Origin of the sequence: Acinetobacter sp. ANC 4204 (assembly GCF_002135205.1) — a bacterium.
Taxonomy (GTDB): Bacteria; Pseudomonadota; Gammaproteobacteria; order Pseudomonadales; family Moraxellaceae; genus Acinetobacter.
The window spans coordinates 26,749-53,190 of the sequence record NZ_NEFZ01000001.1 but is presented as its reverse complement, the minus strand read 5'-3'; the positions used below and the strand labels follow the sequence as shown (position 1 = coordinate 53,190).

Genomic DNA, 26,442 nt, shown 5'->3' with positions numbered 1-26,442 from the left:
AGCTTGAAAAAAACGAATGGCATTAAGTGATAGTTGGCTTAAATCTAACAACAGAAAACTTTGAGATAAGAAGTTGATGGCTACGGATCGGAAGGTTTTTTTATTAGGGTTTTACCTAAGGGTAAGATTATTTTCCAATTTTGTATTCTTTTACTCCCAATAACTCAATAGATGGATTTATGCACTTACCCATTACTTGGATTAACAACAGATGCTTGTTCACAAGTATGCAAATATAAATCAGAACTGAATAAGTGAATAAATCCATGACTGCTAAAACTTAGAGAGGAGGGTCCCCATCTTGAGTAACTCAATATTGCCCATGCTTAGTGTTGTTTTATTTTGATTGCTTAATCACCCATCCTGCAGTCTTTTCTATGGTTTCTAGTAGTACGGTCGGTGGAATTTCCCACTTTTGATTGAGTTGGTTGAATAAGCTTAGGTCAATCTGTTCAGTTCTAATAAAATTTAGCATTTCTCCAGACATATCTAATTTTTTTGCCAACCAATGCCATTTTAAAATCCATTTTAAAAAGTAGAGTGATACAAAATGATGTGGAGCTTTGACCTGTATAGCATTAGCAATAATGCTGACCAAAGTCTGTAAGGATAATTGTTCAGGGGTGGCTACTAAAATTTCTTGTTTTAGAGTTTGGGTATCTTTGCCTGCATGGAAAATAGCATTCACAAGCATTGTTACGGATACTAGAGGCAGTGAATGCTGAGGTGTCCCGGGCAGTGCCTTCATTTTTCTTTGTTTGAGCTGTTGAATTAGGGTGGCAATCGGCTGGTTTGCAGGAATTTCTCCACTCATTTCATCACCTATTACTGTGGCCGGGTGAATGACTGTCCATGGGATATTGAGAGTGTCAGCCTGCTTGATCCAGTTAAAATGCCCTTGGATCTTTGAGGCTTCATAAGCACCCAATCTGTCATAAATTTTGGGCCAATCCGTTTTTTCAATATTCTTTCTATAGATGCCTGCTGCCTGTAAATGCTTGTCTAGAGTTAGCATATAGCCAGACAAGTGTATTGCACGTTCTAAATGACAATGCTTGCATACACTATGTAACAGGTTGGTCAGCCCATCAACATTTACTGCTTTAGCTTGCTCCATGGAGAGATTCCATTTAAACAATGCACTCGTATTGTAGAGATAGTTAACTTCTTTTAATGTTTCCCAATCCTGAGGTGATAGACCTAAATGGGGAAGGGTAACATCACCTTGAATGAAACTAAGTTGGCGATAGTCAATTCCCTGTTGTGTTAGCCAAGATCTTAGTTTATGCGGTTGCTCATTTATATTACGGCAGAGAGCAAAGACCCGTGCATTATCACGGAGCAGACGAGCGACAAGGAATTTACCAATAAATCCAGTTGAGCCGACTATTAAGGCGGTTTGGGGTGATGTAAACATAGAACTAACTCCTATTCATTAGTCATTGCTTACGCTAAAGCATGGAGTATACTCCATGGTCAAGAGGGTTTTAAAAATATGCATGGAAATGAGATATGTTGATCGGTGAACTATCACAACAGATGAATTTGAGTCGAGATACCATCCGTTTTTATGAAAAAATGGAGTTAATTCAACCTTTAGTCCGTAATAATGGTTATAAGGATTATCCTGAACAGACGCTGCAACAATTGAAACTCATCCAGACGGCTAAAAATCTAGGTTTTACACTGGCTGAGATAAGGCAAATCACTCAATTAATCAATGAGAATGAAATTCCGGCTACACAATTTCGTTCGATTTTGTCGGAAAAACTAGGGGTGATACAGGAGAAAATATTTCAATTGCTACAGATGCAGAGCATGCTTGAAAACTTATTGGATGGTGAGCCTTGCCCTTTAAGGAGTGGGTGTGAAATAGGGGATATTGGGTAATCAATCCGCCCAACTAAATTAAAAATTTCACGTTGCTTTAAACGGTCTGTGTGAAATTGTTATTTGTAACGCAGACTCGCTTTCCAGAAACGCTCATATCACTGTCTGTCTTAAGAGTGTGAATTGAAAATCCTCTGGGTAGATGCGATTTTTTTAATTGGTTTGCAGACGAAAATTTAAACTGGAACTTTATTTGGTTAATATTAGGTGTCATTAATATAGCTGGTCAAAATATGATCTTTCCATACACCATTGAGTAAAAGATACTTTCTGGCATAGCCTTCTCGCTCAAATCCTAACTGACGAAGTAGTTTTCCACTACGAAGGTTTTCAGGAACGTAATTAGCCATTACACGATTTAGGTTGAGGTCTTTAATTATATAGCTTAAACAAAACTGTAAAGCTTTAGTCATTATGCCTTTTCCTTGATAATCTTGGTCTAACAAGTATCCAAGATAACAAGAACGAAAGGCACCATAGCAAATTTGATCAAATGTAATGGTTCCAATCACCTGCTCATGTTTGAGTAAAACAAATTTAATCGCACACTTTTCTTTAAATAATTGAGCATAATCAGCAATCTGCTCGTCCCAGTAGTGAGACTGATAAAAAGATTCATCTCTAAGGGGCATTGCATCGGCTAAATGAGTTTTATTTTTTATATAAAAATGAACTAAATTTTCCGACTTGCAATGTTGTAAACCTACAATCTGTATATCATCAATTTGAGACTCAGGGTGGTTCATTAACTTACTCTCTATACGCCTAATTTTATTTAGTAAAATAATACATTTCTCAAGTATTTGAAAAATCATATTCACTTTTTTGACTTTGTATAAGTCAGTCATTTTTGATGTTTTAAACATATAGACTTGTAGGGAAGTGCCCTGATATACCATTGAACCTACAAGTAAGCTTTATGCAAATTTGGGTATCACTCTGTCTAATTCGACACATTCCATTTTTTGATTTCTTGGGCGAGCATTTATAGATGAGTTTTCCCAGTCGGCTATACATGAAAAACCGTGCCTAGAGTAAAGATTTATTGCCCGAATATTATCTTGAGAAACACTCAGGGCTATTCTAAAATGCCCTTTAGAAATTGCTAATTTCTTTATAGCATTGATCAGCATATCTGCTATACCATTACCGCGAAACTCTGGATTGACCCACATGGCGATCAAGCCAAACTCTAGTTCAGTACTTTGTTTTCCACCAATTATACCAATAGCGCGTTGCCCATTTAGAGCTAAGATATAGTGATATTGAGTTTTATGTGCTGCCCGATCACGCCATTGCAATTCACTATACAGCTCAGTGGTAGAGTATGTTGCAAGAAAATGCATTAGGACTCTCTAAGAGAGATTCTAAGCGCACAGTTTTTAATATTTCCCAATCTTCTTCGGTGGTCGAACGAATACTTAACTTATCAATATGTATTCTCACTTTAAAGACACCTTATGATTTTGATAAATTTGCATAATACATAAACTAATATAAGCCTTCATCAAGCTCTTTCAATCAGCAATAGTTATCGGTGTAATTACTATGGTTGAACTTTTTTCTCAATTAGTAATGTCAGCCAATCAAGAAACGGGTTGCTATTCAAACTAACTCATATAAAACAAAATTGTAGAGCTGATGAGTAGAGCCAGAGCAATAATTGCGAGGACGCTTGCTTGTTTATTTAATTTGTCGCCGTCTATTTCACTACTGAAAAATTTTGAGAGAGGACGATTCTTAACTTGTAATTGACTCCATGGATACCAAAAGCATAGAAAACCTAAACTTCTCAGGATGCTTTGTAAACTCACAGATTCAAATAACGCTATTATGCTCATTACAACGCAGAACAATCCTAAAAGAAATCCAAACCACGATTTGATGGGGCGGTTATCGTTAAAATTTGTTGATGAATCATGCATATTATATTTTATAAAGTGTAATCAATAATCATTATTAATCATACCAGATCTGCATTGAAAATTAATGATGATGTAAAAGGCATGCGATGTATCAAGCTCTCAGCGCACATGCGTTTACTACAATATTTTGTGCGACTGTCTCTGCGTCCTGTATGAATTGGGGGTGTTATTTGAGATAGTGCGTATGTTGCTGTTTAGTGAAGATTGGTGAGTAGAAAAAACCATTTTTATCTTTAGCTACTGGTGAATATTGAAAGCAAACAGGTTGTTGCAGTTTTAGCAGCGTGAGTCTCGGTAAGTGTTTGATGACCTGTTTACCGCCACTAAAGCTAAACAGATCGACATGTGTATTCTGGAAAGTATATATTGGTTGATTACTATCTGACCGACCAAGAAAAGGAGTTGGCTTTAGACGTCTGAGTCAAGTATGACTTTTAAGAGTATGGCGCTGCATTTCAAATGTTAATCTAAATTATAAGAATTTTAGTGAACAAAAAAGGTCATTTTGAGTCAGTCAAGGTACATGCTGAAAGCAAGATGAATTGAATATTAAGTAATTACTTTTTTTAGTATTTATTTTTGTATTAAATTTTTTCTTACATTTAAAATGTCGACAAATAAAACGAAATATTGAAAGATTTGGCCAAATTTACAAGGAAAAGGATAGTGAATGTTTTCATGGCTTTTTATAAGTTTGGTCATTACCATCCTCTTAACACCTGGACCAACGAATACACTTTTAGCGTCTTCAGGTATTGAAACTGGTGTCAAAAAATCCCTTAAATTGATTCCTGCTGAAGTGATAGGCTACTTTATTGCAATCACCGTATGGGGCGTTTTAATTGACTCAATTGCTGAATCTCTCCCTATTTTACCGCCAGTACTGAAACTTTGCAGTGCAGCTTATATTATTTATTTAGCCTTTAAATTATGGAAAACTTCTACAGTTGATGCAGATTTAAACCAACCCTCAATTACAGCCAAGTCACTTTTCTGCGCGACAATGCTCAATCCGAAAGCTCTGTTGTTTGCTTCAGCCGTTTTTCCAATTGCCGCATGGTCAAGTCTTCAATCATATACGGTGCACATGGGATTATTTTTATGTCTAATTACTCCAATTGCGTTATTTTGGATATTTATTGGTTCTGTATTGGTTGCTAATAGAATTTCATGGCTAAATCAAAAAAACTTGCAGCGTACAGCTTCTTTAGTTTTGGTTAGTTTTTCAATTCCGCTGAGTTATTCTGCAGTTATGTCTATGTAATGTGATTTTCATCAGATTTTCATTTTGCATTGTTAAAATCAAAGTCACCTTTAAGGTGGCTTTTGTATATGTGTAGCAAAAGTAGATGAAAATTGGCTGACTTATACTAAGAAAATGATGTTGGTGATCTATCCGAATGATTAATAAATAAAGATGTTGCACTGGTTATTTAACTTAGAATCAGGTAAAACATGGATCGAATGACAATAAAATAGAGATGAATAAATGAGTGAACTCAGTTTAGATTTTTTAGATGAAACCCTAGATAAATATGAGGCAAAAGGAAAGAAAAAAGCAATTAAGAAGATTCGTATCGGTTATATGTTATATGCAAAATTTATGTCGAATCCGAAATTTGCAGATAACGTCATCAATTCTTCGCTAGACCCGAAAAAGCGGACCTATCGGAATACTAAGATTAAAATTACCCATGATGAATACGAGCTCACATTTTTAAGAAATGACGATTGAGTCGGCATGGTTTTATAAAAGCAATTTAGCTTCATCAATTTGAAATATTTAAGCTGTAGTATCTGTGTCATAAATATAAATGCTAAATGATTAAATGCGGTGTGTGTAGTTTAAGCCTGTTTATTTGGAGAGAGATAAACAGGCTTTTTGTTAAATAAAATAATTTTATGGTCTGATTTTTAGACAAAAGCCCTATCTATTTTTGTGGTGATCGGGCTTTATTTTTAATTTATATTTTTCAAAATATTGTTTTGACATCATTTCATCATATTGTTCATAGATACTCTTTTTTATTTTGAGTTGATTTATATGCCAATTGTTACTGCAAATGAACTAGACGACATTCTGAACGCATTAATTTCCAAAAATAAAAAACCCGAAAAAATTTTGATTGGATATAAAGCTTATAGTGAACTAATGAATGATCGGAAGTTCTTATCTGAAGTCGCGGGTTCTGCGATGGATCCGAATAAAAGAAAATATCAAAAAATTAAAATTAAAGTGACACAGGATGAGTATCAGCTTGAAGTAAAGTGCGCAGATTAATAGTAAATAACAGCGGTCTGTACAAAATGCATAAAAATGTGTCGGATTTTGCATTTTTAATTGATGTATTCAAAATATAGGTTTATACTGTGTCACGAAATTAAAGTGCTGTAGCTTTTCTCGTTTTATATCCCACGCTTCCATGCGTGGGATTTTTTTTGCTCAAAATTTTTGTCATCAGTGATCATGTAAACATTTGCCCATGAGATGTGCTTGATGAAATGATCATGTCATGTAGTGGCCCCAAGTAGAGATTGGTTTAGGCTGCACAATCGTTTTACATTTTTCTAGTATCATCAGCGTATAATGTTTTTTGAAAAGATACTCTAAGATCTAGAGCGTCTTTATGGGTATGTATCGGCATTTAAGTGTTGAAAATTTTTTGAGTTGCTTGATTCAATAAAAAAGGGTATCGCATGTTCAGAACAATCATTGCACCGCAAGATGCTTTAATTCAGCAACTTGTACCTATTGTGACTCAGGCATGTGAAATTTTGCGTGCAGAATACCAAGCGTATGTTGCAGGCGATGATTTTAGCATTGAAAAAAAGACAGATGATTCGCCTGTGACGCAAGCGGACTATCGTGTTAATCAATACATTACAGAGGCTTTAGAAAAAATATTCCCTCAAATGCCTATTTTGTCTGAAGAAGGGAAGCATACACATAGACAGCACTGGACGTCTTTTTGGATGCTTGATCCTTTAGACGGTACTAAAGAGTTCTTACATCAGCGTCCCGAATTTACTATCAATTTGAGTTTGATTGATGGAGCACACACAAGTTTTGCCGTGCTTGCAATTCCATGTGAGCAACAAATTTACTTCTGCCCAAAGCAAGGTCAGCCTTTAAAATACGCTATTGAAAAAGATGTATGGTCTGAATATTATTTATCGGAACAGCAACACACCGTACAAGTCGGTTTAAGCCAAAGTAGCCAGAGCAAGCCTCAATATCAACTTTATTTAGATCAATTAGAAAAGCTGACTGAAATTACAGAATACCGTGCAGGAAGCGCTTACAAGTTTTGTATGATGCTTGAAGATCGTGTAGACATTTATCCACGGTTCCACCCAACGTCTGAATGGGATACCAGTGCAGGTCAATGCTTGTTGGAGCGCATCGGTGGTGGCTTGATTGATTTTCAGGGACGGCCATTCGTATATAACCAAAGAGCGAGTTTATTAAATGGCGGTTTTATTGCTTATCGAAATAACGATATGAAAAAACTCGCATTACAAGCACTTGAACTAATGCCTTCATTGGCTTGAGCTAAAAATTAAGCGTGCTATAGTGTTTTTTGAATTATTGAGTTGTTGTTGATTATGGCCTTAGACTTGCTCCCGCCTAGTATGCTGAAAGCCATCGACTTATTGCCCGATGCAAAAACGCCAGTGACGTTATTTACACGTCATTCTATTCGCGAAGTTGTCACTGGTCAGGGTCTTGCAGGCTATGATTTACAATTGACCCATCAAGGGCGTGATTTGGCTGAAGCTTGGGGCTCATATTTAATTGATAATACTGACCGAGTTATTCAACACTGTATTTCTAGCCCAATTCAGCGTTGTATTGATACTGCTGCGTTAATGATTCAGGGGGCAGATGCGCAAACGCTTGAACCGAATACTCACCGCATAGAAATTATTGAGCAGGGTTTATTGGTTGAACCCGGAAGTTTTGTGTTAGACATTAAACAAGCAGGTCCTTATTTTCAGCGGCAAGGCGCATTGGGTTTTATTAATAGTTTTGTTAATAATGCCTTGCCAGGTATGAAGCATCCGATTCATGGTGTGGTTGATGTCTTGGAACTCATATATAACACTCATCCGAGCAACCCTTATGGTTTGAGCCTTGCTGTTAGCCACGATACGATCTTAGCTGCAATTTTGGCAGTGATTTCGGGGCGTACTATAGTAACCAAAGAAGATTGGCCAAAAATGATGGAAGGTCTATTTGTCTGGTTTGAGGGCGATGTGTTTTTGGAATCTAAATTAAAATGGATTTGGCGCGGTGAAATTCATGAGCTGAATATTCAAGAGTTTCAGCAGCTTTAAGTTTAGGGTTTAAAAATATAGATATTTTTGTTGTTTCTTCATGGCATCTCATTGATTTTATTGTTTTTAATAAATTTAATATTGAAAATAATCAACGAGATGGCAAGGTATTATGATGCTAATCAAAGCATGTACTGTCGTGTAAAAAACTAAATTTTTGCTTTCAGTCGGTTAGGGAAGTCATGTAAGTCGATACTTAGTCCTTCATCATTCAACGGCCATAAAGAAGTATTAACTGCCACAGTTTGCTGATGCATTCGACTGTATTTATCTGCAGCAATGAGTGTTGCAATTTCATGATTGGCAAGCGTGTATGCATTCACAACATCGACAGGGTATTGTGTACGCGCATAAAATTCAGCTTCAGTCTCGCCTTGGTGCAAAGCAAAAATACGTTCAATGGCTGGTAAATACACACCATAACCTAGCCATGCATCGACCCCTTGTGAGGCTTGAATTTCAGCAGTACCACGCATATTTGAAATTACTTTGGCGAGAACATCTTTTTCACCTTTGGTATTAAAATAGTCAATATATTGTTGTTCTGTAGGTTGAAACTTTTCGAGTGTTGGCAGAAATTTGCTGATCATTTTATTCCCCCAGGTGCAGGTTTTATCTGGTTTCATTGTAGGAAAACAGAATACCATATTATTTTTATGGAATTATGTTTTTAATCGCTACGAATCTGAAAATGAGAGCGACAAGTCAGGCTGCTAAAAAAAGATTCAAATTTTTAAAATTGATTGATAAAAACTTTCTACTAAATTGCTGAGAATCTAGCTGTAACGTTCAGCATTCTTTTTTATAAATTTAAGCTGTATCACATAATTTATATTTTTCGGACTTGCATTTTCCAGAGTTGAAAATATTCGTCACTATGTAACAGATGATGTGAATTGAATATAAACGCCAAATCAGGTTTAATAATTAAGTTTTTGATTTATATGTTTAAATTTTAAAAATTAAAGTTTTTTTGTGATGATTTTGGGGAAAGTTGTGAAAAGTGCGAATGGGTTTATATATTGTAAGTTAAGCCTCTGTGTTGTGACGCTGATGCTCGTAGCATGTGGTGGTGGCGGTGGTCATGATGATGGGGATAAAGGAGTTGAAGATTCCACAGCACCTGTCGTAACACCTTATGCTGAGCCTACACATGATGTTTCAGACTCAAATACCTTGGGTTATTTTGATTACGATGCAAACGCGAATACACGCGTAATCCGTAACGATTTAACTGGTAGTTTTGAGGCTATGTTGCAATTCGGTCAGAGTCATGTGGTTGATCCAAATGGCAATGAAAGTAAAAAAATGCCACGTCTAACGATGGAAAAAGAAGCGTTGTTGTTAGTTACGCCAAATGATGCTATGGGGAAAATTGAGAGTCTGAAAGCAGATATTTATATGAATAACCAATGGTTAAGAACCATTGAGCTGGATGACCCAACACAGATTCCTGCATCGGATCAGACCAATACTGATGATCGGGCTCGAGTGCAATATAGTCAGCGTGCATGGAGTGCGCGACTCAATTGGGATGAAATTCGTCCAGGGTTGAGTATTCAGCTGAAAGACTCTACTGGCCGTCAAGGACAAATTACGCAAGATAAAATTGATTTTGCCTCTCCAGGAGAGTTGGTCTTAAACAATATTCGTATCGGGATGCTAACTGCACCGCCTGTCGCTACAGGGCACTATATGTTGAATGATCCAGTACGTGCAGGTTCAGATTACTTCCAAACAATCCCTGCTGCTGAAATGACTATTGCAAAATATGATGATATTCAGCTTGATCGGGTCATGATTGCGGATGGAACTATTTACGATACAGCAAGTGCGGATCAAGGTGGTGTGTATGAAGGTGACATGCGTGAAAATGTTGGTAAATCGACTTTTAGTGTAGGAATCAACTTGGCGAATTGGGGTGTCACCAGTGCCTCAATGGCTAGCCAAAGTCAGCCTCAGTTAACTCAAACGGTGGTTGCACATCATAGTCGTGGGAAATATGCCAATGGTGAAAGTACTCATGGTTTAAGTGGGGGGAATGGCATGCTGACCTTATATGATTCGGTTGGCAACGAATTTAGCCATGAAATAGGGCATCATTATGGACTTGGACATTATCCAGGGCAGGAAGGTGAGAATCAGTTTTGGACTTCTCATCATGCTGACAGTGGCTGGGGCTATATTCCGTATCGGAATATGATGCGGGGTAATTTGATTTGGAATAGCAAGGATTTATGGGCGGCTTCCACAGGAATTGCGAACTTCTTGGCTTTATATCCACATAGCCGAGATGCCATGTCTGGTGGTTATGCATCAAGCTCAGTTTCACGCTATACCCACTATACGGGTTATAGTACCTACTTGAAAATTCAACCACACTTTAACCGTTATGTTTGGGATAAGAGCTCGCCTACAGGTTATAAAAAGTGGAATGAAGTCACACGTCAGATGGACGTGGCACAGCCAATCATGCCAGATTCTACTGCCCCTGTTTGGTATCAGCCAAAGCAAAACTATCTACGTCCACGAATCTTTGGCGAACCTGTATTGACCATTTTAGGTGGTTACGATCCGGTAGCTCAAGTTGGATTATTATATCCAGCAGCACGCTCAAACTGGGGTAATGTCTATGATTTACCTGTAGCCAACAAGGCGTTGGGTCAGGCTGCATGTTGGTTAAATGTACAGTATCCAAAGACAGTGACCAATATCGCTCTAGCCCCGACACGCTTAGGCAGTAATGCCAATAAATTGCATGTCAACTTAGCGCTTGCGGAGCAGCCGCAAAAAGTTGATTTATACTGTAAGCAAGCCAATGCGGAGGCAAAATTATTATCAACCATTGTGATTCCACAATATGCTACGGTGATTACGCCTGCGGTAAAAATTGGAAAGGCTCAAGGCTATAAAGCCTTACGTGATTTAGAGTTGCCACTACTTGAACAAGAGCTACTTAACCAAGCGACAAACAATATGATTATTTTACCTCCAAATGGTTTAATGCTTTATCAAGCTTATAAGTCTTATAAGAATGAAATGAGCGCAGCTGCTCAACAGCAATTGGTGCGTTATGAAGAGCAAGAAAACAAATTGATGCGTTTAAACCGTTGGATAAATGTCTACTATGACGATTTAACCAAAGAGCTATCTGCAGCTGTTGATGCAATGAATACTTTTGTTGTGAAATTAGGCTTGCAACAAGATAGCCCGCTTGAGCAAAGTGCATTATTGAAAAACAATAAAAACTGCTTAAAAACCGAGTTGACATCCGGCCAGAATATAGATGTTTATATTAGTGGGCCATCGGGCTGTGTGGATGATGATACGGAACAATGGGTTTATGATGGCTTAGGTCGTATTCATAATAAGGCTATAATCGGGCAGTGTTTAACAGGCAATGGAGGGAGTGCAAAAGTAACTCTCACGGAGTGTGTGAAGAATAACTCAGCACAAGTGTGGTCAATGGATGTATCGACTTCTGCCATTAAGCAAGCTGGACAATGCCTAGATTTGAATACTGGTAATTTGGTGAATAATCGTCAAATTGCAATTCGATACAGTTGCTCTGGTAATAATAATCAAAGGTGGACGATGCTGAACCAAAATATAAGTTTGATTTTGGCTGGAGCAAGCTCAAAAAACATTGGTATTTTAGTGAAACACTTAAAAACTGGATCTGTGAATTAAGTACGTTATTAAGTGAGTAATGTATTTTAAAGTGAAATTAAAAGAGAGCTCTCGGCAGGGGGCTTTTTTTTGTAAGTTAATATTTGGATGGGTTTGAATAACTGTGATGTTCTATTTCTATATAACAAATAGACAGGTTTATGTATCAGATACATGCATCAAAAGTGATATGAGCGACCGTAGGGAAAATTAGATACAAAAAAAGCCCTTTAAAAAGGGCTTTTTTTAATGCATAAATTAGTTAGCTAAAGCTTTAACTTGTGCATTTAAACGGCTCTTATGACGAGCAGCTTTGTTCTTATGGATGATACCTTTATCAGCCATACGATCAATTACTGGTACAGCAGTTTTGTATGCTTCAGAAGCAACTGCATGATCACCAGCAGCGATAGCAGCTACTGTACGTTTGATGTATGTACGAACCATAGAACGTAAGCTAGCGTTGTGTTTGCGTGCTTTAACGTTTTGACGAGCACGTTTTTTAGCTTGAGCAGAGTTTGCCACTCGTGCACTCCTTGAATTAAATTGGTCTGGGCGGGCTGAAATTCAAACTGAAAACCACATCAGAAGAACAATCACCAGCCCGTAAACAAGTGCCATATTTTGATTAATATACGCCATGAAGTCAAGTCTTGACATGCCTTGACCATATTTAAGATACATAAAAATTTTAAAGAAACGTTAAGATTAGCCATCTACATGGGAGTTTGTATAAAAATGACACAAAATATAGAACAAGCGATTGGGATTGGAGCAACAGGTTTAGTGGGTTTAAACCTGATTCAACAATTACAGCAACTCGAAGATTGTAGCAAAATTTTAGCGGTAGTTAGAAGACATAATGTTGAGCTCGATCGGTACGATAAAGTACAGCAACTTGAGCTGGATGACTTTCTCTTGCTAAACCATGAAGATGTACAAGGCTTTACTCATGCTTTTAGTTGTTTGGGCACAACACTGAAAAAAGCAGGCTCTAAAGAAAATTTCTATGCCATAGACTATGTAGTGAATGCGCATTTTGCTGAATTATTTGTTTTAACCAAAACGCATTATTTGTTGATCAGTGCTTTAGGTGCACAAGCAAATTCAAAACTGTTCTATAACCGAGTCAAAGGCGAGCTTGAAGATACGATTCGGGGGCTTGGGCTAGATAAAGTAAGTATATTACAACCGTCTTTATTGATTGGCCAACGTAGTGAAAATCGTTTACTTGAAGATATTTTCCAAAAAGGCTATTTGAAACTTTCGCACTTTATACCGAATCATTTTAAATATAAGCCAGTGACAGCAGAGCAAGTGGCTCATACTATGGTGGAGGCTGCTCAAACGCAGACCAATAAATTTGAAATCTATGATAATTTACGCATACAAAAGACAAAATGAGGGGAAGTGTGGTGACGACAGCATTTGTGACATGTGATTTATTGGATGATCATCCTGAGCTTGATTTACAAGTGGTAACGCCATCCATGGATGGTAAGTTCTTTCAAAGTTATGGCGCACGCAAAACCTTTGCGGGTCAGGTCGTGACAGTGAAATGCTTTGAAGATAACTCTCGTGTGAAAGAGCTTCTCGCAACTGAGGGGGCAGGTAAGGTGTTGGTTGTTGATGGTGGAGCTTCGATGCGCTGCGCATTGATGGGGGACTTAATTGCTGAATCGGCTGTGAAAAATCATTGGAATGGTGTGGTGATTTATGGTTGTGTGCGTGATGTTGACGCCATTGCTGAATTAGACTTGGGTGTACATGCCTTAGCTGCTATCCCGCAAAAAAGTCAGCGTAAAGGTGTAGGTGAGGTAGATATTGACTTGCATTTTGGTGGAGTCAGCATTCAATCAGGTGACTATATCTATGCAGATAATAACGGTATTGTGATTTCAAAAGAAAAATTAGTAGAAGTATAAAAACTTTTTCATGGTGACCTGAATACAACATAGGGACGTACATTATGGTGAAGCATCAAATTAAAGTGATTCAAGCTCTTTTTTCGGGACTGACTCAAGGTGGGCGTGGTGTAACGGGAACTCCGTATCCTAACCAACCAGAGCAAGCTTTAAAGCTCTATGAATTTGAAGGTTCGCCATACTGTCGCCGTGTGCGTGAAGTGTTGACTTTGCTCAATTTGGATTATGAAGTCTATCCATGTCCTAAGGGTGGTACTAAATATCGTCCCCTAGTGAAACAGTTAGGTGGTAAGACTCAGTTTCCATTCTTGGTGGATGAAAATACAGATACCAAGTTGTACGAGTCAGAAGACATAATTCACTATTTATTTGCACAGTATGGTCGAAGTGGTAACACGCCGAAAAAGTATGCACATTATCCTAAAACACCTTATGTCGCTTATGTGGGCACGTTGGTAAATGGCGCGCGTGGTGTTTGGTTGAATAAAAAAATTAAAAATCGTGCCGCACCTGAACAATTGCTTCAACTGTGGGGATTTGAAGCCAGTCCATATACACGTGTTGTACGGGGGTTGCTGACTGAACTGGAGTTAGCATTTAAGTTTAATAATGTGCCGAAAGAACGTTGGCAAGATCAAGGGCCTGCCGTACTACGCTTAAAGCCAGGCAAATATGTCCCACTTGCAGGTGGAAAGCGTGAGCAAGTTGTGCAAGTGATGGGGCGTGATATTCAAGTGCCTTATCTCGTCGATCCGAATACAGGCACGGCATTGTTTGAGTCAGCGGATATTGTTGCTTATCTCAAGCAGACCTATGCAGCATAAAAAGAGGCATCTCAAAGAGATGCCTCTTTTGATTTCTAAGCATTGATGTTTTTATCAGTCTTATTTTTGTCATTACAATGGAATGATAAATTGTATTTATCTTCAGCTGTTATAAAAATATTCATCATTTGGCTGATAATACGATATACATTTAAACATCCGCAGCTTTGAGGAAACTTATAATTTCTTTGGAAAATTTGAGCGGTTCGCTTAACAGCGGTGTGTGCCCTGACTTTTTGAAGATCACTGTTTTGGCATAAGGTACGCTTGATGCAATCAGTTTTTGTCCTTGCGAAGGATAGAGCTTAGACATCTCCCCTATAAAGAATGTGGTGGGACGGTCAATCTGACTCAGCGCGAGACGATAATCTTCTTGATGGTAAAGATAATTATGGATGTACCAAGCCATATAGTCTAAACGCTGAATAGGAAGCATAAACTTCTGTAAGCGTGGCTGTTGAAAAGCTTTTTGAAATAAAACTGTGCTTCGAGATGGCTTGGCTTGCAGTTGCATAAACGCGAACCAGTAGTCGACCAGTTGTGTGCGAGTCGTTGGCTTTAGTTCAGACACCAAATTGTACTGAGTATTTTGTGCCAAAAGTTCCGCAATGTTTTGTAAGATGGTTTTAAAATCTTTATGTTTTTCTGCAAATAGACCATGTGACCATTCTGCATCTACGCAAATTTTAGGGGTTTGGTCAATGTGTAGATAACTATATACATGTTTTTGAAAGTGACCGTATTGCAGGCCATGCATAGCTGTGGTGGCCCCCATAGAATAGGCAATAACACGAAATTGATGATGTGTTTGCTGTTCTAAAAAACAATTTAAATCTTGCCAATGGCTAGAGATAGCGTCTAGTTTTGGAATTCGACACTGTGCTGAACCACCAAAGCCACGCCAATCGGGAATATAAAAACGATATTTTTTCCGATGTTGAAATAAAAAAGGGAGCCATTGCCAGCTTTGCATGCCTAAACCAGAAAGTACGAGTACAGGCTCGCCTTGTCCAAATTCGCGAACATAGAGTTTTTCACCATCGGGCATCGTATAGTGTGGCATGGTCAATCCTTTGCGTGGTTTATTATTTTTCAAATGTTTTAAGCGTGGGAATAATGGTTTCTAACCATTCAATCCAGCCGACCTCTAAATTGATCCCAAGTTGTAAGATCATTTTATGAATATACAAGGTTCGATCATGAGGATCTGCCTGTCCAAAATCTTTAGCAAAAATCGTTTGGTAAATCTGTAATTTTTCTTTATGTAGAGCTAAATGGCGTTCCAGCTCAGGTAAGACAGCGTTACCACCTAACTGAGCTTCAACACGAAGTCTCACCATGACTTCTTCTCTTAGTTGAGCAGGTGGACTTTGTTTTACCAACCAATCTGCCAATTCTGTGCGTCCAAGTTGTTCAACTTGATAGGTTTTTTTTCTAGACGTTGCACCATCTTCTTCTATGGTTGAGATCCAGCCTTTGCTCTGCATAGCGCTGAGTTCTCTATAAATTTGTTGATGTGTTGCATTCCAAAAGAAGCCCATTGAACGGTCAAAGCGACGTGCTAACTCAATGCCTGTACTTGGTTTTTCAATCAAACTGGTCAATAAAACATGAGCTAATGACATTTTGGTAATATTTCGCAAATAAAATGGACGTAGAGTCATTATGCAACATGTTGCATAAAAAACAAATCTCGATTATAAAGATAAAAAGTATGCAACTTGTTGCATTAAATAGTTTGATTTAACCTTGTATTTAAAATACCAGCCAGCGAAAGCACGCCAAGGAGTATATATGTCTAATTATCCGCATTTACTTGCGCCTTTAGATTTAGGCTTTACCACATTAAAAAACCGTGTACTCATGGGATCTATGCATATTGGATTAGAGGAAGCACCAAACGGTTATAATCGTATGGCCGCATTCTATGCAGAGCGTGCAGCAGGTGGTGTAGGACTGATCGTAACAGGTGGTATTTCACCGAATGATGCAGGTTTGACTTTTGCAGGTGGTGCAAAGTTAGATAGCCGTGAAGAAGCTGACAAACATAAAGTGATCACGGAAGCTGTGCATGCGGCTGGTGGTAAAATTGCAATGCAAATTTTACATACAGGCCGCTATTCTTATCAGCCAGAGTTGGTTGCACCTTCTGCAATTCAAGCACCTATTAATCCTACTAAGCCACATGCTTTAACGTCTGCTGAGGTGAATCAGACCATTGCAGATTTTGCTCATTGTGCAAAGTTGGCACAGTATGCAGGCTATGATGGCGTCGAAATCATGGGTTCAGAAGGATACTTAATTAATGAATTCATTGCAGCACGTACCAATCATCGTGATGATGAATGGGGTGGAAGTTATGAAAACCGTATTCGTTTCCCAATAGAAATTGTCAAACGTACACGTGAAGAGGTGGGTGAAAACTTCATTATTATCTATCGTTTATCCATGTTGGATTTGGTCGAAGGTGGTTCAAGCTTAGAAGAAGTAATTCAGCTTGCTAAAGAAATCGAAAAAGCGGGCGCAACAATTATTAATACAGGGATTGGTTGGCATGAAGCACGTATTCCGACCATTGCAACCAAAGTCCCACGTGCTGCATTTACATGGGTAACTGAAAAATTAAAAGGCATTGTCAAAGTGCCATTGATTACGTCAAACCGTATCAATACTCCTGAAATGGCTGAGCATGTATTGGCGTCAGGTCACGCAGACATGATCTCTATGGCACGACCAATGCTAGCTGATTCAGAGTTTGTCCTTAAGGCAGAGCAGGGTCGTAGTGATGAAATCAATACCTGTATCGGCTGTAACCAAGCGTGTTTAGATCATATTTTCTCGATGAAAATTGCGACATGCTTGGTCAACCCGCGTGCATGCTATGAAACTGAACTGATTTTTAAAGAAAGTGCAGAAAAGAAAAATATCGCAGTGATTGGTGCTGGCCCTGCAGGTTTAAGCTTTGCTACTTATGCTGCTGAGCGTGGGCATAAAGTGACAGTGTTTGATGCAGCCAATCAAATTGGTGGACAGTTTAATATTGCAAAAACGGTTCCGGGCAAAGAAGAGTTCTACGAAACTATTCGTTATTTTAAACGTAAAATAGAGTTGCAACCTAATATCCGTTTGGTTCTTAATCATTTAGTAACTTATGAAGAACTACAAGATGCAGATTATGACGATATCGTTGTTGCGACAGGGGTGACGCCGCGTGAATTGAACATTCCGGGTGTGGATCATCCAAAAGTGCTAACGTACATCCAAGCACTTAAAGAGCGTTTACCTGTTGGGCGCCGTGTAGCCATTATTGGTGCAGGTGGGATTGGTTTTGATACAGCAGAATATTTAAGCCATGAAGGTGAAAGCGGTAGTCTAAACCCTGAAAAATTCTATGATGAATGGGGTATTGATACCAGTTATGCACATGTCGGCGGTTTAAAACAGCCTAGCGTTGAGCAGTCTGAGCGTGAAATTTACTTATTGCAGCGTAAGTCGAATGCGGTAGGTGCAGGCTTGGGTAAAACGACAGGTTGGATTCACCGTACTGGTTTGAAGCATCGTGATGTAAAAATGATTGCAGGTGCAAGTTACGACAAGATTGATGATCAAGGACTACACATTACCGTCAATGATCAGCCAACAGTATTAGAAGTGGATAATGTCATTATTTGCGCAGGTCAAGAGTCTTACACAGCTATGTATGATCAGTTAAAAGCAGATGGTAAGAATGTGCATTTAATTGGTGGTGCAAAAGAAGCGGGTGAGTTAGATGCAAAGCGTGCAATTCGTCAAGGCGCTGAATTAGCTGCAACTATTTAAAGCATCATCATTTTTGAATCAGTTGAATAAATTGTAAACAAGTCCCTTTCCTTTAAGGAGGGGGATGAGAGGTGTTGTCAGAAATATGAGTATTTTTCCTCACCTCTACCTTTTCTAGAAGGTCAAACTGTCTTCATTTGCTTTATTAAAAGCATTCAAATTCATAGGGATAGAATAATGAGCATAGCAATAACAAAACAAGCACTGCAACGTTGGCATGAGATGATCAACAACCGTGATATGAGTACTTTAAGTGAGCTCTTGGGCGAAGATGTCGTGTTTCGCTCTCCTGTGGCTTTTAATCCTTACTCAGGGAAGCAAGTTGTTTTTTTTATTTTAAGTAATGTGATTCAGGTTTTTGAAAATTTTACTTACCACCGTGAATTTTTTACAGAAGATGGTTTAAGTGTCGTCCTTGAGTTTTCAGCCAATGTCGGCGAAAAAAAGCTCAAAGGGATTGACATGATTCGTTTTAATGAGCAAGGTCAAATTGTAGATTTTGAAGTGATGATCCGTCCTAAGTCGGGGCTAGAGACCTTAGCTGTACAAATGGGACAGCGAATGGCAGCGTTTGCACCTCAAGCTGGATGATAAAGGTGTGACTTGTTATTTATAGTTAGGCACGAAAATTGATGCATCGCTAAGAAAGATAGGAAAAGAAGGTATTGATATGAATGCTGTGTTCAGTTTGCTAAATCAATTACGTCAAACGGCATTGGATCGAGTAACTGGTGCGGAACACCCGAAACTTTTTCTTAATCCGCAAGGTGAAATTCAAGAGACGATAGGTGCACTACCACAGCTTCAACAAAAGTACCGACCGACGCCGTGGTTATCCAACACACATGCCCATCTTTTGTATTTTGATGTGATTCGCAAGCGTCGGATTCAATTGGAATATGATCATTTTGATCAATTAGAGATGCAAGACGGTGGGGTCACAGGCATTATGTGGTTCGGTTATGACTTACCTGAAGCGACGCCAACGGTTGTGGTCATGCATACGATTACAGGTTCGCCTGAAAGTATGCGTGAGGTGGTACGTGACTTAAATCGCTATACAGGTTGGCGCATTGCACTCTGTTTACGCCGTGGTCATGCAGACCTCCCAATGCCTGTACCGAAAATGAATCTTTTCGGTTCAACTGATGATTTACGTGAACAAATTGCCTTTATTCAAAGCACATTTCCAACTTCAACTCTTTTTGCCGTAGGTTCTTCTGCGGGCACGGGGCTTTTAGTGCGTTACTTAGGTGAAGAAGGGAGTCAAACCCCTTTTAAAGCGGCCTTTGCCTTATGTCCAGGCTATAATACGGAGTTGGGTTTTGTAAATGTGCATCCCTTTTACAGTAAAGTCATGACCAAGAAACTGTTTAAGAAATTTATTTTTCCTTACCAACAAACGTGGCAACAAACAGCTTCTGTATCTCAAGTCTTAATGACCAAAACCTTGGCCGAATTTGAGTCGAGTTATTATGAAATGGCGGGTTATGTAGACTATGACAGTTATAACCAAGCCACAAATCCAATCTATGTATTTGAAAATGTCGCCATTCCATTGCTGATTTTAAATGCAGAGGATGATCCTGTCTGTCACATTAAGAACTTTGAACCGTATAAAGATATGATTCAAAAAATGCCGAATATTGCTGTAGTGACGACGAAAAAGGGCAGTCATTGTGGTTTCTATGAAGGGGCGCTCAATACCGAGTCTTGGGCAACCAAGTTGATTGCGGACTTTTTGAAACTGGAACAACAAAAACACTAAATATAAAAAGACCTACAGCAGTGTAGGTCTTTTTGATTGGTTCAGCAGTGTAATGGCTTAAAGGGCTTCACAGGTTTTCTTGCTGAGACCGAACCTCATCTGTAGCAAAACCAAGATCAAGGCCATAAAGCTGAGCGCGGCACCTGTATATGAAACTGCTGCATAGCTGAGTTGCAGACTCAGTACCGTTGCACCTGCAAAGGCACCTAAGGCATTACCTAAGTTAAACGCACCAATGTTGACTGAAGAGGCGAGTCCAGGCGCATCTTCTGCGACCGACATGACGCGCATTTGCAGTGGCGGTACAACCGCAAATGCCGCCGCACCCCAAATCACCAAGCCAATCGCTGCACCAGTAGTTGTTTGCGCTAGTACAGGGAAAATAAGCATCATCAGCATTAACAGGACAAGGAAGCCTATCAGGGTTTTCTCTAAGGATAGATCGGCAAACTTTCCGCCAAAATGGTTACCAATCGAGAAACCGATCCCGATTAAAACCAACATCAATGTGATGGTTTGTGGTGATGCATGCATAAATACGTGTAGGCTCGGAGCAATGTAGGTATACAACGCAAACATGGCGCCCGCGCTCATGACCGTGGTTAGTAAGGCAAGTAGAACAGGCGCACGCGTTAAAACACGCAATTCTTTTGCCACATTCGGTTTAACCACATCGTGATCTTGTGGAAGCGCTTTCCATAGTGCCAACATGGTCATGATGCCTAAGATTGAAATTGCAGTAAAAGCCACGCGCCAACTGGTATTTTGACTGAGCCACGTTGCAAGTGGGACACCGCCAATATTGGCAATGGTGAGGCCCATAAACATCATAGCGACCGCACTGGCTTGTTTGTCTTTAGGCACTACACTTGAGGCTACGACTGAACCTAAACCGAAGAATGCGCCATGGTTTAAACTGGTCATTAAACGTGCTCCCATCAGGCTTATATAATCAGGCGCAACGGTTGCCAACACATTTCCGATCGTAAAAATTGCCATCAATAGGATTAAAGCTGTTTTCTTAGGAAAGCGGGCCAGCCATAAGGTCATGAGCGGAGCCCCAATCATGACGCCTACTGCATAGGCACTAATCAGCAGTCCAGCTTGTGGAATTGACACGGACAAATCATTGGCAATTTCAGGCAAAAAGCCCATGGGTGAAAACTCGGTGGTTCCAATGGCAAAAGCACCCACTGCAAGTGCCAAAAGTGGAAAATTAATTTTCATAGCGATGCTCAATCCCAAATGGGAGCTAATCCTTCAGGATTCACTTCACGTTGATTTTGGTCTAATTGCGTAATTGCCATCATTTCCTCAGTCGACAGTTGAATCTCTTGCGCCTTTAAATTGGACATCAAGTGTTCGCGCTTGGTTGAAGAGGGTATGACTGCAAAACCACGTTGTAATGCCCAAGCTAAGCTAATTTGTGCAGTGGATACCTGATGTTGCTGCGCGATCTGCATTAGAATTGGATCATGCAAAACCTTACCGTAAGCCAGTGTCATATATGAAGTGACATCAATGTTTTGGGCTTGGAGGAAATCAACTAACTTATGGTTTTGTAGATAGGGGCTGAGCTCAATTTGGTTGGTTGCGATATTTTCTAACCCAATACTCTCTATTGCCTGTTGAGTCAGCTCAATATTGAAGTTAGAAATACCAATGTGTTCGGTCAAACCTTGTTGTTTTGCTTCCAATAAATTCTGCATGAGTTCTGCAATATTTACACCTGTACTTGGGGCAGGCCAGTGGATCAAGGTTAGATTTACTGCATCGGTTTTTAATTTATTCAAACTTTCTTTTAAACTTGGAATTAATTTTTCGGCTGAATAATTTTCCGTCCAAATTTTTGTGGTGAGAAAAAGATCTTGACGATTGATACCACTCAGCGCAATAGCTTGACCAACTTCGGCTTCATTACCATAGATTTGTGCAGTATCGACTGCGCGATAACCGACTTCTAGTGCAGTTTTCACAGACTGAATGACGGTATCACCTGTTAAACGGAAAGTGCCTACGCCGAATTGAGGAACGATATTCATTTTTTACTCGATAACTTGTTTCATGGAATGAGGCTATTTTGTAGAAAAAGGTCTTGCTTAAAAACTGGGTAATTTGCAAAATATTATTGACTAATAATCAATAATTGAATATGAAATCAACCATAGAAGAATTAACGGCTTTTGTGAGCATTGTTGATAGTGGTTCTATTGTCAAAGCTGCGCAGCAGTTGGATCAAACCACATCGGGTGTTAGCCGTGCCTTGCAACGTTTAGAGTCGAAGTTGAATGTGACTTTGCTGGAGCGAACGACACGGAAGCTCAAGCTGACTTATGAAGGGCAGCAGTTCCTGCTAAAGGCGCGTAAGATTTTACTCGATCTGACCGAAGCTGAAGAGAGTTTGCAAAATACTGATGTGGAGGCGTCTGGTTTAATTCGGATTGATTCAGCAACGCCTTTTGTACTGCATGTGATTGTGCCGCTGATTGAGGAGTTTATGCAGCGCCATCCAAAAATTGACATAGAAATTACCAATCATGATCAGGTCATAGACTTACTTGAACATAAAACCGATGTCGCGATTCGGTTTGGTGAGTTGGCAGATTCAAGCTTACATGCCAAGCTGCTTTGTAAAAGTCGTTTATATATAGTGGCAAGCCTTGAATATATCCAAAAACAAGGAATGCCGAAAAAGACCGTAGAATTAAGCTCACATACTTTGCTTGGTTTTAGCCAACCTGCACATTTAAATACGTGGCCTATTCAGCTTGAGGATGAGCCGTTGACCATTCAGGCGAAAATAAAATGTTCCAATGGTGAAACAGTCCGTCAGTTGGCACTAGAGGGTGTGGGTATTGCCTGTTTATCACGTTTTATGGTTGAAAAAGATATTCAGGAAGGGCGTTTTGTCGCTTTATTTGAAAATGAAATAAAAATACATGAACAAAAAATACATGCAGTTTATTATCAGCAAAATTATGTCCCCAAACGTATTCGGTTGTTTATCGACTTTCTTGCAGAAAAATTAAAAGACTATTTATAAGTTATCAGGTAACAATAAAAAAAACCCGATTGAGATCGGGTTTTTTTATGATCATCAATATTGAGATGATTAGTTTTCTAAAGCTGGCGTCGCTGCTGCAATGGCAGCTGCAACTGCATCATCTTCAGTTTGTGTATTTGGGTTTGTATTGCTTGGGCGCGCTTGCGTTGGTTTTTCTTCAGCCTTTGGTGCCTCTGCTTTAGGTGCAGGCTCTGCTGCTGGAGCAGGTGCTGGTGTTTCACGACGTATTTCAGTGGTGGTATTCGGCGTTTCTTCGCGAATCACTTCAACTTGTGCTGGAATCTCAGGTTCTGATGCTTCTAAGGGTTGAAGTTCAACAGGTTGTTGTTGCTCTGTTGTTACTTCAACTTGTTCTTGTTCATCTTCTTTAGGTGCTTCTTTCTTTACACATGCTGTTAATAGTAAACCTGCTGCAATTGCACCACAAATTAAAAGTTTTTTATTCATAATTACACAAAATTGAGTGTTTGAGGGATTTCACTAGTATAACAGCAAAATGCAAGATGAAAATCCTATGAACTTAGCTTAATTTTATCTGCCAAATGCTGATAGAATATCCAATTGTTTATTGTTCTATGAATTGATGCGGATTGACTTTGCTTTATTGGTGCAAGGTAAAGTAAAATTGCGCAACATTGCAGGCCGAATTAGGCTCGATTGTACGAGAAACCCAATGACCCATTTTATTTTCGTGACTGGTGGTGTAGTTTCATCACTAGGTAAAGGTATTTCAGCTGCTTCAGTTGCTGCGCTTTTAGAAGCCCGTGGATTAAAAGTAACCATGGTAAAAATGGATCCATACATTAATGTCGATCCAGGGACTATGAGCCCATTCCAACATGGTGAAGTTTTTGTCACAGAGGATGGTGCAGAAACCGATTTAGACTTGGGTTATTACGAACGTTTCTTGCGTCGTGCGAAAATGACCAAGTTAAATAACTTTACTTCTGGTCGCGTATACCAAGACGTTTTAAATAAAGAACGCCGTGGTGACTACCTTGGTGGAACTGTTCAAGTTATTCCACACATTACAGACAACATCAAAGAGCGTGTACTTCGTGCCGGCGAAGGTTATGACGTTGCGATTGTTGAAATTGGCGGCACAGTAGGTGACATCGAATCTCTCCCATTCATGGAATCTGTACGTCAACTGATGGTTGAGCTAGGTCATAAGCGCACCATGCTTATGCACTTAACTTTGCTTCCATATATCAAATCTGCGGCAGAGTTGAAAACAAAACCAACGCAGCACTCGGTAAAAGAACTGCTATCAATTGGTATTCAACCCGACATTTTAATCTGTCGTACTGAACACGATGTTGATGCAGACACGACCCGTAAAATTGCTTTGTTTACCAACGTTGAAGCACGTGCAGTTGTGGTGTGTAAAGATGCGCGTAGCATTTACCAAATTCCACGTACCTTCTACGAACAAAATGTTGATGATTTAATTTGTGAACGTTTTGGTTTTAACGACTTGCCTGAAGCTGACTTGACGGACTGGGACAATGTCGTAGAGGCATTACTTAACCCTGAATACACTGTACGTGTTGCAATGGTGGGTAAATATGTTGAACTGCCAGATGCTTATAAGTCTGTCAATGAAGCACTATTACATGCAGGCATTCAGAATCGCGTTAAAGTGCAAATTGACTATGTCAATGCTGAAGAACTTGAAAGCCAAGATGTAAGCGAAGTATTAAAAGATATGGATGCAATCTTGGTGCCAGGTGGTTTTGGTGAGCGTGGTACTGAAGGGAAAATGCAAGCGATTAGATTCGCACGTGAAAACGGTGTTCCATTCTTAGGTATCTGTTTAGGTATGCAGTTGGCTGTGATTGAATATGCGCGCAATGTTGCTGGCATTAGTGATGCAACGTCTACTGAATTTAACCGTTCAACAAAATCTCCATTAATTGGTCTTATTACTGAATGGTTAGATGAGCGTGGCGAAGTTCAACAGCGTAATGTTGATTCTGACCTTGGTGGTACGATGCGTTTGGGTGCTCAAAAATCAGAATTGGTTGAAGGCACAAAAACCCGTGAAGTGTATGGTTCAGCAGACATTATTGAGCGTCACCGTCACCGCTATGAGATGAATAACCGTTTTATTCCTGCGCTTGAAGAGGCTGGGATGAAAGTTTCTGGTTACTCACCAGTGCAGCACTTGGTAGAAACAGTTGAAATTCCTCAACATCCTTGGTTTATTGCTGTACAATTCCACCCAGAATTTACAAGTTCACCACGTGATGGACACCCATTATTTGCTAGTTTTATTGACGCTGCTAAAACACAGCATAAAAAAGCAAAGTAATCTGGGTTAATAAATAAACTAGGAAGTTTAAATGTCACAATTAAAACCACAAGAAATTGTACGTTTAGGTGATATACAAATGGCAAACCACTTGCCATTTGTACTATTCGGCGGCATGAATGTACTTGAGTCTAAAGACTTGGCTTTTGAAATTGCAGAGACTTATGTCGATATCTGTAAGCGTTTGGAGATTCCTTACGTATTTAAAGCGAGCTTTGATAAAGCCAACCGTTCGAGCTTGAACTCGTTTCGAGGTCCAGGCCTAGAAAAAGGAATTGAGTGGTTAGCTGACATTAAAAAACACTTCAATGTGCCTATCATTACAGATGTACATGAGCCTTACCAAGCTGCACCTGTAGCTGAAGTTGCAGACATTATCCAACTTCCTGCTTTTTTGAGTCGTCAGACTGATTTGGTTGAAGCGATGGCAAAAACAGATGCCATTATCAACATTAAAAAAGCACAATTTCTTGCACCACACGAAATGCGTCATATCTTGCATAAGTGTTTAGAGGCAGGAAATGACAAACTCATTATTTGTGAACGTGGTTCAGCATTTGGCTATAACAATTTGGTTGTAGACATGTTGGGCTTTGACATCATGAAAGAAATGAATGTCCCTGTGTTTTTTGATGTGACTCATGCGCTTCAAACACCAGGTGGTCGCTCGGATTCTGCGGGTGGTCGTCGTGCGCAAATCACGACGCTCGCTCGTGCAGGTATGGCAACAGGTTTAGCTGGTCTATTCTTGGAAGCACATCCAGATCCAGAAAAAGCCAAGTGTGATGGTCCATGTGCATTACGTATGTCTCAGCTTGAGCCATTCTTAGCACAACTCAAAGAATTGGATACCTTGGTTAAAGGTTTCAAAAAGTTAGATACACACTAAATTATAAACTCATTGGT

General features: G+C 39.4%; 25 protein-coding genes and 1 pseudogene. 16 read left to right on the top strand and 10 right to left on the bottom strand.

The window, feature by feature from the left end:
• Positions 1-337: 337 nt before the first annotated feature.
• Positions 338-1,417 (bottom strand): SDR family oxidoreductase, encoded by a 1,080-nt coding sequence (locus B9T36_RS00255; RefSeq protein WP_086207606.1) that lies wholly within the window; start codon positions 1,415-1,417, stop codon positions 338-340.
• A gap of 95 nt (positions 1,418-1,512) precedes the next feature.
• Here B9T36_RS00255 and B9T36_RS00250 point away from each other — a divergent pair, with 95 nt between their 5' ends.
• Positions 1,513-1,890, top strand: coding sequence for a MerR family transcriptional regulator (locus B9T36_RS00250; protein WP_086207605.1), 378 nt, complete (start codon positions 1,513-1,515; stop codon positions 1,888-1,890).
• A 203-nt stretch (positions 1,891-2,093) separates the two neighbouring features.
• Here B9T36_RS00250 and B9T36_RS00245 read toward each other — a convergent pair whose 3' ends face one another.
• Complete coding sequence (locus B9T36_RS00245) at positions 2,094-2,636, bottom strand: GNAT family N-acetyltransferase (RefSeq protein ID WP_171264382.1); 543 nt, start codon at positions 2,634-2,636, stop codon at positions 2,094-2,096.
• A 171-nt stretch (positions 2,637-2,807) separates the two neighbouring features.
• A pseudogene (locus B9T36_RS00240) lies at positions 2,808-3,336 on the bottom strand (GNAT family N-acetyltransferase).
• Positions 3,337-4,485: 1,149 nt separating this feature from the next.
• Between B9T36_RS00240 and B9T36_RS00230 the strand changes: the two are divergent.
• The 5 genes from B9T36_RS00230 to B9T36_RS00210 all read left to right on the top strand — a co-directional run bounded on the left by B9T36_RS00230 (position 4,486) and on the right by B9T36_RS00210 (position 8,153).
• Entirely contained in the window at positions 4,486-5,079 is a 594-nt protein-coding gene (locus tag B9T36_RS00230; protein ID WP_086207602.1) for a LysE family translocator, read from the top strand.
• A gap of 225 nt (positions 5,080-5,304) precedes the next feature.
• On the top strand, positions 5,305-5,550 hold the full coding sequence (locus B9T36_RS00225; protein WP_086207601.1) for a hypothetical protein: 246 nt from the start codon (positions 5,305-5,307) through the stop codon (positions 5,548-5,550).
• Between the two features lie 309 nt (positions 5,551-5,859).
• A complete protein-coding gene (locus B9T36_RS00220; RefSeq protein WP_086207600.1) occupies positions 5,860-6,096 on the top strand; it encodes a hypothetical protein in 237 nt (78 codons plus the stop codon).
• Between the two features lie 416 nt (positions 6,097-6,512).
• Entirely contained in the window at positions 6,513-7,367 is an 855-nt protein-coding gene (locus B9T36_RS00215; protein WP_086207599.1) for a 3'(2'),5'-bisphosphate nucleotidase CysQ family protein, read from the top strand.
• A 54-nt stretch (positions 7,368-7,421) separates the two neighbouring features.
• A complete protein-coding gene (locus B9T36_RS00210; RefSeq protein ID WP_086207598.1) occupies positions 7,422-8,153 on the top strand; it encodes a histidine phosphatase family protein in 732 nt (243 codons plus the stop codon).
• A gap of 149 nt (positions 8,154-8,302) precedes the next feature.
• On the opposite strand, the gene B9T36_RS00205 is transcribed toward B9T36_RS00210, so the two are convergent.
• Positions 8,303-8,743 (bottom strand): hypothetical protein, encoded by a 441-nt coding sequence (locus B9T36_RS00205; RefSeq protein WP_086208226.1) that lies wholly within the window; start codon positions 8,741-8,743, stop codon positions 8,303-8,305.
• A 388-nt stretch (positions 8,744-9,131) separates the two neighbouring features.
• On the opposite strand from B9T36_RS00205, the gene B9T36_RS00200 reads away from it, so the two are divergent.
• Entirely contained in the window at positions 9,132-11,843 is a 2,712-nt protein-coding gene (locus tag B9T36_RS00200) for a M66 family metalloprotease (RefSeq protein ID WP_171264396.1), read from the top strand.
• 237 nt (positions 11,844-12,080) lie between these two features.
• On the opposite strand, the gene rpsT is transcribed toward B9T36_RS00200, so the two are convergent.
• On the bottom strand, positions 12,081-12,347 hold the full coding sequence (rpsT, locus tag B9T36_RS00195) for a 30S ribosomal protein S20 (RefSeq protein ID WP_086207597.1): 267 nt from the start codon (positions 12,345-12,347) through the stop codon (positions 12,081-12,083).
• 213 nt (positions 12,348-12,560) lie between these two features.
• On the opposite strand from rpsT, the gene B9T36_RS00190 reads away from it, so the two are divergent.
• From B9T36_RS00190 to B9T36_RS00180, 3 genes are read left to right on the top strand one after another with little or no spacing between them, the layout of a single operon-like run.
• On the top strand, positions 12,561-13,226 hold the full coding sequence (locus tag B9T36_RS00190; RefSeq protein ID WP_086207596.1) for a nucleoside-diphosphate sugar epimerase: 666 nt from the start codon (positions 12,561-12,563) through the stop codon (positions 13,224-13,226).
• An 8-nt stretch (positions 13,227-13,234) separates the two neighbouring features.
• Positions 13,235-13,747, top strand: a complete 513-nt coding sequence (gene rraA, locus B9T36_RS00185; RefSeq protein ID WP_086207595.1) for a ribonuclease E activity regulator RraA — start codon at positions 13,235-13,237, stop codon at positions 13,745-13,747.
• 44 nt (positions 13,748-13,791) lie between these two features.
• Complete coding sequence (locus B9T36_RS00180) at positions 13,792-14,571, top strand: glutathione S-transferase N-terminal domain-containing protein (RefSeq protein WP_086207594.1); 780 nt, start codon at positions 13,792-13,794, stop codon at positions 14,569-14,571.
• A 151-nt stretch (positions 14,572-14,722) separates the two neighbouring features.
• Here B9T36_RS00180 and B9T36_RS00175 read toward each other — a convergent pair whose 3' ends face one another.
• Both B9T36_RS00175 and B9T36_RS00170 read right to left on the bottom strand, forming a co-directional pair.
• Positions 14,723-15,634, bottom strand: coding sequence for an alpha/beta fold hydrolase (locus B9T36_RS00175; protein ID WP_086207593.1), 912 nt, complete (start codon positions 15,632-15,634; stop codon positions 14,723-14,725).
• Positions 15,635-15,656: 22 nt separating this feature from the next.
• Positions 15,657-16,196: a PadR family transcriptional regulator gene (locus B9T36_RS00170; protein WP_086208224.1), complete on the bottom strand. Its 540-nt coding sequence runs from the start codon at positions 16,194-16,196 to the stop codon at positions 15,657-15,659.
• A 169-nt stretch (positions 16,197-16,365) separates the two neighbouring features.
• Between B9T36_RS00170 and B9T36_RS00165 the strand changes: the two genes are divergently transcribed.
• From B9T36_RS00165 to B9T36_RS00155, 3 genes are all read left to right on the top strand, one after another.
• Positions 16,366-18,390, top strand: coding sequence for an NADPH-dependent 2,4-dienoyl-CoA reductase (locus B9T36_RS00165; protein WP_086207592.1), 2,025 nt, complete (start codon positions 16,366-16,368; stop codon positions 18,388-18,390).
• A gap of 177 nt (positions 18,391-18,567) precedes the next feature.
• Positions 18,568-18,981, top strand: coding sequence for a nuclear transport factor 2 family protein (locus B9T36_RS00160; protein WP_086207591.1), 414 nt, complete (start codon positions 18,568-18,570; stop codon positions 18,979-18,981).
• A gap of 79 nt (positions 18,982-19,060) precedes the next feature.
• Positions 19,061-20,158, top strand: a complete 1,098-nt coding sequence (locus B9T36_RS00155) for a YheT family hydrolase (RefSeq protein WP_086207590.1) — start codon at positions 19,061-19,063, stop codon at positions 20,156-20,158.
• Between the two features lie 57 nt (positions 20,159-20,215).
• On the opposite strand, the gene B9T36_RS00150 is transcribed toward B9T36_RS00155, so the two are convergent.
• The gene (locus tag B9T36_RS00150) at positions 20,216-21,385 is read right to left on the bottom strand and encodes an MFS transporter (protein WP_086207589.1); all 1,170 of its coding nucleotides are present in this window, start codon (positions 21,383-21,385) and stop codon (positions 20,216-20,218) included.
• A gap of 8 nt (positions 21,386-21,393) precedes the next feature.
• Positions 21,394-22,200, bottom strand: coding sequence for a 2,5-didehydrogluconate reductase DkgB (dkgB, locus tag B9T36_RS00145; RefSeq protein WP_086207588.1), 807 nt, complete (start codon positions 22,198-22,200; stop codon positions 21,394-21,396).
• A gap of 110 nt (positions 22,201-22,310) precedes the next feature.
• On the opposite strand from dkgB, the gene B9T36_RS00140 reads away from it, so the two are divergent.
• Entirely contained in the window at positions 22,311-23,201 is an 891-nt protein-coding gene (locus B9T36_RS00140) for a LysR family transcriptional regulator (protein WP_086207587.1), read from the top strand.
• A gap of 69 nt (positions 23,202-23,270) precedes the next feature.
• Here B9T36_RS00140 and B9T36_RS00135 read toward each other — a convergent pair whose 3' ends face one another.
• Positions 23,271-23,669 carry a hypothetical protein gene (locus B9T36_RS00135; RefSeq protein ID WP_010326968.1) on the bottom strand — a complete coding sequence of 133 codons (399 nt, stop codon included), beginning with the start codon at positions 23,667-23,669 and terminating at the stop codon, positions 23,271-23,273.
• 226 nt (positions 23,670-23,895) lie between these two features.
• On the opposite strand from B9T36_RS00135, the gene B9T36_RS00130 reads away from it, so the two are divergent.
• Entirely contained in the window at positions 23,896-25,536 is a 1,641-nt protein-coding gene (locus tag B9T36_RS00130; RefSeq protein ID WP_086208223.1) for a CTP synthase, read from the top strand.
• 31 nt (positions 25,537-25,567) lie between these two features.
• Positions 25,568-26,425, top strand: a complete 858-nt coding sequence (gene kdsA / locus B9T36_RS00125) for a 3-deoxy-8-phosphooctulonate synthase (RefSeq protein WP_086207586.1) — start codon at positions 25,568-25,570, stop codon at positions 26,423-26,425.
• Positions 26,426-26,442: the final 17 nt, after the last annotated feature.

Bases quoted from the DNA above. Each gene is read 5' to 3' on its own strand.
- B9T36_RS00255 (WP_086207606.1), bottom strand. From the start codon at position 1,417: ATGTTTACATCACCCCAAACCGCCTTAATAGTCGGCTCAACTGGATTT.
- B9T36_RS00250 (WP_086207605.1), top strand. From the start codon at position 1,513: ATGTTGATCGGTGAACTATCACAACAGATGAATTTGAGTCGAGATACC.
- B9T36_RS00245 (WP_171264382.1), bottom strand. From the start codon at position 2,636: ATGAACCACCCTGAGTCTCAAATTGATGATATACAGATTGTAGGTTTA.
- B9T36_RS00230 (WP_086207602.1), top strand. From the start codon at position 4,486: ATGTTTTCATGGCTTTTTATAAGTTTGGTCATTACCATCCTCTTAACA.
- B9T36_RS00225 (WP_086207601.1), top strand. From the start codon at position 5,305: ATGAGTGAACTCAGTTTAGATTTTTTAGATGAAACCCTAGATAAATAT.
- B9T36_RS00220 (WP_086207600.1), top strand. From the start codon at position 5,860: ATGCCAATTGTTACTGCAAATGAACTAGACGACATTCTGAACGCATTA.
- B9T36_RS00215 (WP_086207599.1), top strand. From the start codon at position 6,513: ATGTTCAGAACAATCATTGCACCGCAAGATGCTTTAATTCAGCAACTT.
- B9T36_RS00210 (WP_086207598.1), top strand. From the start codon at position 7,422: ATGGCCTTAGACTTGCTCCCGCCTAGTATGCTGAAAGCCATCGACTTA.
- B9T36_RS00205 (WP_086208226.1), bottom strand. From the start codon at position 8,743: ATGATCAGCAAATTTCTGCCAACACTCGAAAAGTTTCAACCTACAGAA.
- B9T36_RS00200 (WP_171264396.1), top strand. From the start codon at position 9,132: ATGATTTTGGGGAAAGTTGTGAAAAGTGCGAATGGGTTTATATATTGT.
- B9T36_RS00190 (WP_086207596.1), top strand. From the start codon at position 12,561: ATGACACAAAATATAGAACAAGCGATTGGGATTGGAGCAACAGGTTTA.
- B9T36_RS00180 (WP_086207594.1), top strand. From the start codon at position 13,792: ATGGTGAAGCATCAAATTAAAGTGATTCAAGCTCTTTTTTCGGGACTG.
- B9T36_RS00175 (WP_086207593.1), bottom strand. From the start codon at position 15,634: ATGCCACACTATACGATGCCCGATGGTGAAAAACTCTATGTTCGCGAA.
- B9T36_RS00170 (WP_086208224.1), bottom strand. From the start codon at position 16,196: ATGTCATTAGCTCATGTTTTATTGACCAGTTTGATTGAAAAACCAAGT.
- B9T36_RS00165 (WP_086207592.1), top strand. From the start codon at position 16,366: ATGTCTAATTATCCGCATTTACTTGCGCCTTTAGATTTAGGCTTTACC.
- B9T36_RS00160 (WP_086207591.1), top strand. From the start codon at position 18,568: ATGAGCATAGCAATAACAAAACAAGCACTGCAACGTTGGCATGAGATG.
- B9T36_RS00155 (WP_086207590.1), top strand. From the start codon at position 19,061: ATGAATGCTGTGTTCAGTTTGCTAAATCAATTACGTCAAACGGCATTG.
- B9T36_RS00150 (WP_086207589.1), bottom strand. From the start codon at position 21,385: ATGAAAATTAATTTTCCACTTTTGGCACTTGCAGTGGGTGCTTTTGCC.
- dkgB (WP_086207588.1), bottom strand. From the start codon at position 22,200: ATGAATATCGTTCCTCAATTCGGCGTAGGCACTTTCCGTTTAACAGGT.
- B9T36_RS00140 (WP_086207587.1), top strand. From the start codon at position 22,311: ATGAAATCAACCATAGAAGAATTAACGGCTTTTGTGAGCATTGTTGAT.
- B9T36_RS00135 (WP_010326968.1), bottom strand. From the start codon at position 23,669: ATGAATAAAAAACTTTTAATTTGTGGTGCAATTGCAGCAGGTTTACTA.
- B9T36_RS00130 (WP_086208223.1), top strand. From the start codon at position 23,896: ATGACCCATTTTATTTTCGTGACTGGTGGTGTAGTTTCATCACTAGGT.
- kdsA (WP_086207586.1), top strand. From the start codon at position 25,568: ATGTCACAATTAAAACCACAAGAAATTGTACGTTTAGGTGATATACAA.